Below are 6,488 nucleotides of genomic sequence, written 5' to 3'. Positions count from 1 at the left end.
TACTACCTCTGCTTACATGTCTTCGTTTTTACTCTAAAAAGGCGGAATAATAAATCTGAAATTTCAGTTAAAATTCAAGCGACGGTAGTGGAAGAGCATATAAAATTATTTAATTTGTCCTCCGTGATTTTTATACCGATTATTCATGAAGATCAATTGTTTGGGTGGCTGACGTTTGATCAGCTAGGGGAAGAATTTGATTGCACCAAGGATGAATTACAGTTACTTGACCAAGTCGGAAAACGCCTGGGGTTGTTTTTATCAAGAAAAGGTGAAAAAGCGGAGAACTCCTCTGAGCTTCACTTAACAGAACGGGAATTTATGATTTTGGGCTTATTAGCAGAAGGGTATGACAATAAAAAAATAGGTAGCTTCCTGTTTTTAAGCGAGCATACAGTAAGAGATTATGTCAGTAGTTTAATGACAAAGCTAAAAGCAAAGAATCGCACACAAGTTGTCGCTTCTGCCTTTCGATTGGGGCTGTTGAATTAAGTATTTAACAAAAAACGTGTGAAAAATCCGAATTCTTTCGTGTTAGGAAATTTAAGGAAATACTATTGGCTATACAATAAAAAAAGAAAGAGAAGGGCGTGTTATAGAGCTTTTCTTTGAATGAAAAATATAGTAATAAAACATTATTTACGAATATTACAAGTGAAAGCATCTAAGCTTACACGATTGTAATGTAATTGAAAGCCAATACGATAGAGTGTAATACATTATTTTGCGAGAATGTGTATAGAAGCAAGAACAAGAAGCGGAGGAATACACAATGAATGAAAAATTAGAAGGCGTATATGAGGAATACAACCGTTACATATACCACCTATGTTTAAAACTTACTCGCAATAATGTAGAAGCTGAAGATTTAATGCAAGAAGTATGGGTAAAAGTTGTGCGCTATGAGGATAGCGTTGCCGAGGTGGAGCATATTAAAGCTTGGCTAACAACAATTACAATGAATACATTTAGAGATCGCTATCGTAAAAAAACACGACGTAGTAAATACATGATGAACCAACCTGAAACATTAGACGTACCGATTTTAGATTTGGTTCCCAACAATGACATTTCAACAGAAGAAAAAATTGAAAAAGATATTGTTACTAAATTAGTACAGGATAAAATGGGTCAACTAGATACAATCTATCGTAAAACATTATGGTATTTCTACATTGACCAATTTTCACTTGCAGAAATCTCTACAATTATGAAAGTTTCAATTGGAACTGTGAAATCTCGTTTATTCCGTGCGAAAGCTCGTTTAAAAGAAATGCTAATGGCCGATGCATCCATAGTAGAGTCTGTGCTGCCAGCATAATTAAATGCATTGGCCGCACTAGCATAATTACTTAGACGGAAGTATTCGCTCGGCCAATCCCAAAAAAGATGCATTGCAAAATTACTTTGCGATGCATCTTTTTTTGATGAGCTTTTATTACCAGAAGAATGGGCACCAACACCGGTAGAACAGCGACATCGCTGATAAAATTGCAGAATCGCTGATAAAACATTGAACATAGCTGATAAAAGTACCAGAATCGCTGATAAAACATCGAACATCGCTGATAAAATTGCAGAAATCGCTGATAAAACATCGAACATCGCTGATAAAAGTACCAGAATCGCTGATAAAGTATCGAATATCGCTGATAAAACCTCAATCAACGCCGATAAACAACAATTTTATTTCTCACTCACTTAAATGCAGGGCTAAATGAATTTCTAAATAATGTGCGGGATTGTGTAAATCTCGATCTAATAATTGCTCGATTTTTTCAAGTCGATGGTATAGCGTATTTTGATGAACGTGTAAGGCAGAAGCCGTCTTCGAAATAGAACGATTTTGATGAATGTAACAACGAAGTGTTTCAAGTAAAGTTTCATCCTTTAGCTTGTATAACGGAGCTAATGTATCATGAATAAATTGTCCAAGCTCTTCTTCGCTTTGCTTGCTGAATAATCGATTAATGCCTAGCTCCTCATAACAAATAATTGTTACTACGTCTTCTTTTTGCGTGTGGCGTAGAGCTTGCCGGAGAGCTTGTTTACTTTCTTCTGCACTCTGAGCGACTTTTAGTAAGTGATCCTGTACAGCTCCTATGCCAATGGCAACCTGTTGATGATAAAACTGAACCCAACTAATGATTGCCTGTGTTAATTGTTGTTTTATTTTTTGACGAAACGCTGTATCTCCTTGTAGTACCCAAACGACCGTTTCACGCTGTGTAAATATAAAATGCTGATCTTTAAAATATTGCTGTACATGTTGAATAAATTGCATACTATTTTTATGAGAAAAATGTTTCAGCCTAAATTTTACGACGAATGTTGGTTTCTTAATATCAAGTCCTAACTCATCATAACGAGAATCAACGAGTAGGGCTCGTCCAGAGATAAGTTGTTGGAAAAGCTCAAAACGTTCTTTAAAATTCGTTTGTCCAGCTGCTTGTATTTGTAATGATTTTAAAGTTAAGCTCATCGCCGCATTTTCAATAATCATACGTTGCTGACTCGTTAATTGCTCTACACCCTGAATAATTAAATAGCCAAAAGTTTCTTTTTCATTTCCAACTGGAAAAATATAGCCTATATCAATTAATTGTTCTTTGTTAATTGTTGCGAGCTTGTCCATCTGAGCTTGCTGTAAAAATGTTTTACGATCTGCCAAATTTACATATTGAACGTCTAATTGTAATAATTCCTTCGTTGTATGAATGATTTTCATTTCTTGTACATTTTGCAAGGATAGTTTAATAAAGATTTGATGAATTTCATGTTGTTTTACAAAATAAGCATTTAACCGTTCTATTTCTTCATATGCTTCAGCATTTCTTATAGCAACTGCCGCCTGCGATGCGAAGCTTTCTAGGAGTCTTAAATCACTTTGTTGAAAAGCACGTTTATTTGTATATTGATGAACAATCATTACACCAAGTTTTCTTTCATTAAAGGTAATTGGAACAGCCATCGATGTATTATTCTCGATTCTTCCTAAATGTACGGCTTCCATTAATGCGTCTAGATTAAATTTTGAGACATTCCTCATGATCTCTATTGTTTCTTGATAATTGTAAATGCCTGATACGCCTGTTTGGAATGTATAACCTGCCATTCCCTCACCTAAATGGGGAGCATAATCAAAAATACGCTCTGTCACACCTGCACTAGCTACTGTATATAAGCGCTCTATTTCATGGTTGAATAACATTAAAAATCCACGATCAATTTCTGGAATAGCTAAAATGGCAAAATCCATGATAGTTTGCAATAGTGTTTTTATTTTCAAAGTTGAATTCATCGCTCCCATGAGCTGTATAATTGCTAATTTTTGCTCACGCTGCCGTATAAGGATTTTCTGATAAAAGGTCTTTTCTAGATGCCAAGCTAAAAATCGCTCATCATAGCCTGTAAAGTCTCCAAAGAAGATCCCTTGTACAATATACTTATTTGGCTCCGATATGTATAACGTTGCACTGAAGCGTTGCTGTTGTTTATCCCAATGTATTCCTTTAAGATCGGGGTTTATATCACAAGGCCGACCAGAAAATAAAGACCATTCCTTAGTTGCGCTATAAATATAAAAGCTACAATTGTCATCGGTCAATACAATTTCTTTATATGCCCCTAGAAACATTGTGATTCGACTCCTTTCCCTAAATTTCAGAAATTATTCTAATGAACTTTAATAAACATTGTAAGATATTCTAATGATTTCGTCCTTAATTTTTCTTAATATTTAGATAATTTATCGGAAGGGGTGGATTTATGAATGCCGAACTTAAAAAACGCAGTAATTTAATTTTAGGTGTTTTATTCTTTGGATGGATGGTTTCTTACATTGACCGGACAGCTATTAGCCTAGCTTTAATTAGTATTGGTAAAGATTTGTCCTTATCAGCCACTGAACTGGGATTTGTTTTAAGTGCTTTCTTCTTTGGATATGCTGCGATGCAAATTCCCGGTGGATGGCTAACGGATAAGTACGGAACGATTAAATTATTAATTGGTGCAGTTATTTTCTGGTCAGTTTTCACTGCATTCACAGGGTTAGCCTGGTCACTCACTTCATTGCTCTTAATTCGATTATTATTTGGTATTGGGGAAGGTGGATATCCTGCCGCAAGTACAAAAGCAATCTCTATATATTTTCAGAAAGAACAACGTACAAAGGCTCAAGCGACAATGATGTCATCCAATATGATAGGTGGTGCTATCGCTCCTATTATTTGTGCTCCTCTATTATTATTAATGGATTGGCGCAATGTATTTTTCTTAATTTCTGGTTTAGGACTTATTTTTGTAATCGCTCTTTTGTGGAGTACGAAAAATGCACAAACATTTATCTCAGAGGAGCAAAAAGAAAACGAAGAGAAGGGCTCTTTTAGGAAAGTATTAAAAAATACTTATTTATTGCGTGTACTTTTTATTTTCTTCTTTATTAATATTGCAAACTGGGGATTAAGCTCATGGATGCCAACTTATTTAATGCAAGTGCATGGCTTAGATTTAAAAAATGTAGGGTTCATTGCTGCTATACCAGCCCTTTTCGCAGCTATTGGAATGATTATAAGTGGTCGGATTATTTCAAAGCTAGGGGGACGCTCAAAATATGGCGTAATTTTCGGAGCGGTCGTATTAGCTATTTGTTTATATCTCATGTCTACAGCGGCTTCTGTTGCAATAGTTATTACGTATCAATCAATCGCCTTTATATTCGTATCTTTTATGGCCTCGTTTATATTTACAACGCCACACCGTGTCGTCAATCAGCAAAATGTTGGAACAGCTTTTGGCCTCGTAAATTTTGGAGGACAAGCAGCAGGGATTATTTCTCCAACAATTATGGGTTATTTAATTAATGTATCAGGTGGATCTTTTGAATCATCCTTTATATTTTTAGCTATCATGTGTGTGATCGCTGCTGCAATCGCTGTTACTTTACCTATTAACCAGCAGCAACAAACAAATATAGAATCTGTGGAGGGATATTAATATGAAGCAACAATTGTTTGAGTGGATGCAATTACATGAAGAAACTTTCAGTCATATGGCAAAGCAAATTTGGGACAATCCTCAGCTAGGCTATGAAGAAACATTTGCTTCTTCACTGCAACAGGAATTCCTAAAAAAAGAAGGATTTGAAATTGTTACCCCGATTGAAGGCGTACATACAGCGTTTTACGCACAGTGGGGTAGTGGTAGTCCAATTATTGGATTTTTAGGAGAGTTTGATGCGCTTCCTGGATTATCGCAGCAAGTCAGTTCACTATATTCACCAGTGGAGGAGGGGGCCCCTGGGCATGGCTGCGGTCACAATTTATTAGGAACGGCTGGGGTAGAAGCTGTAGTTGCCTTAAAAGAAGCTATGACGCTTAACAATTTACAAGGAACGATTCGCTATTACGGTTGTCCAGCGGAGGAATTGTTATCTGGAAAATCGTATATGGCACGGGCTGGTGTTTTTGATGATTTAGAGGTTGTCTATACGTGGCATCCATGGACGTTTAACGTGACAGCGAACTTCTCTATGCAAGCGCTTACGGCCATTGAATTTTATTTTTCAGGTCGGACGGCACATGCAGCTGGCGCGCCGCATCTAGGGAGAAGTGCGCTTGATGCTGTTGAATTGACGAATGTCGGAGCCAATTATTTACGCGAGCATGTGCCAGACGGATCTCGAATTCATTATCAAATTACAAATGGTGGCTCAGCACCGAATATTGTTCCAGATAAAGCGAGTGTCTATTATTACCTACGCGGAGCAAATCGTGATGCTGTCAAAGATTTAGAACACAGACTCATTAAGGTGGCAAAAGGGGCAGCAATGATGACAGAAACAGAAGTGCATTGGGAGCTGAAGGCAGGGTGTTACGATACATTACCGAATCTCACATTAAATGAGCAAATGTTGGCGCAGTGGGACGACCTACCGCCATTATCCTTTACAGAGGACGAGCTTACTTTTGCAAAATCGCTACAGGATTCATTAGATCCTTCTGTTCTTGCAGGTACGGCCCAGCAATCTTTTGTACCAAATGAAATTAGTAAGGAGGTATTGGTGGAGCAAGTATTTCATATGCCACAAACTTTTCGCCAATCCATGCAAGGCTCTAGTGATTTAGGGGACGTTTCGTGGATTGCGCCACTTGGTCAGGTATTTACAACTTGTGCTCCATATGGGGTCCAAGTGCATACTTGGCAAGCAACTGCTGCTTTTGGATCTTCACTCGGCATGAAAGGCATGCATTATGCGGCAAAAGCAATGGCAGGAGCAGCGCTTGATTCCTTACTAAATCCAGATGCTATGAAAAAAGCGAAGGAGGAATTTGCGAATTTAAAAGCTGGGAAACAGTATGAATGTGGTATTCCAGAAGAAGTGAAAGCGCCAAATAAAGTTTTAGGGTGAGGATAATTGAGCGAATAAACTAACTTGTTATGTACAGAGGGGAGGGGTGGTTACCGAAAAATCGCGCAAAAAGAAAAAC

5 protein-coding genes are annotated in these 6,488 nt (G+C 37.3%); 4 read left to right on the top strand and 1 reads right to left on the bottom strand.

What is annotated here, in order from left to right; translation table 11 throughout:
* Window positions 1-492 (top strand): response regulator transcription factor (locus AMS59_RS15165; RefSeq protein ID WP_234007809.1); only part of this gene is annotated, 492 nt, incomplete at its 5' end.
* A gap of 280 nt (window positions 493-772) precedes the next feature.
* Complete coding sequence (locus AMS59_RS15160; RefSeq protein WP_053484575.1) at window positions 773-1,321, top strand: RNA polymerase sigma factor; 549 nt, start codon at window positions 773-775, stop codon at window positions 1,319-1,321.
* Window positions 1,322-1,693: 372 nt separating this feature from the next.
* On the opposite strand, the gene AMS59_RS15155 is transcribed toward AMS59_RS15160, so the two are convergent.
* Window positions 1,694-3,637: a helix-turn-helix domain-containing protein gene (locus tag AMS59_RS15155; protein WP_053484574.1), complete on the bottom strand. Its 1,944-nt coding sequence runs from the start codon at window positions 3,635-3,637 to the stop codon at window positions 1,694-1,696.
* 131 nt (window positions 3,638-3,768) lie between these two features.
* Between AMS59_RS15155 and AMS59_RS15150 the strand changes: the two genes are divergently transcribed.
* Together AMS59_RS15150 and AMS59_RS15145 are read left to right on the top strand one after the other, a co-directional pair.
* On the top strand, window positions 3,769-4,995 hold the full coding sequence (locus AMS59_RS15150) for an MFS transporter (protein ID WP_053484573.1): 1,227 nt from the start codon (window positions 3,769-3,771) through the stop codon (window positions 4,993-4,995).
* 1 nt (window position 4,996) lies between these two features.
* The gene (locus AMS59_RS15145) at window positions 4,997-6,409 is read left to right on the top strand and encodes an amidohydrolase (RefSeq protein ID WP_053484572.1); all 1,413 of its coding nucleotides are present in this window, start codon (window positions 4,997-4,999) and stop codon (window positions 6,407-6,409) included.
* Window positions 6,410-6,488: the final 79 nt, after the last annotated feature.

The sequence above is a fragment of the Lysinibacillus sp. FJAT-14745 genome, from assembly GCF_001275675.1.
GTDB lineage: Bacteria > Bacillota > Bacilli > Bacillales_A > Planococcaceae > Lysinibacillus.
The sequence above is the reverse complement of the archived record's forward strand: the minus strand, read 5'-3'. Positions and strand labels throughout refer to the sequence as shown.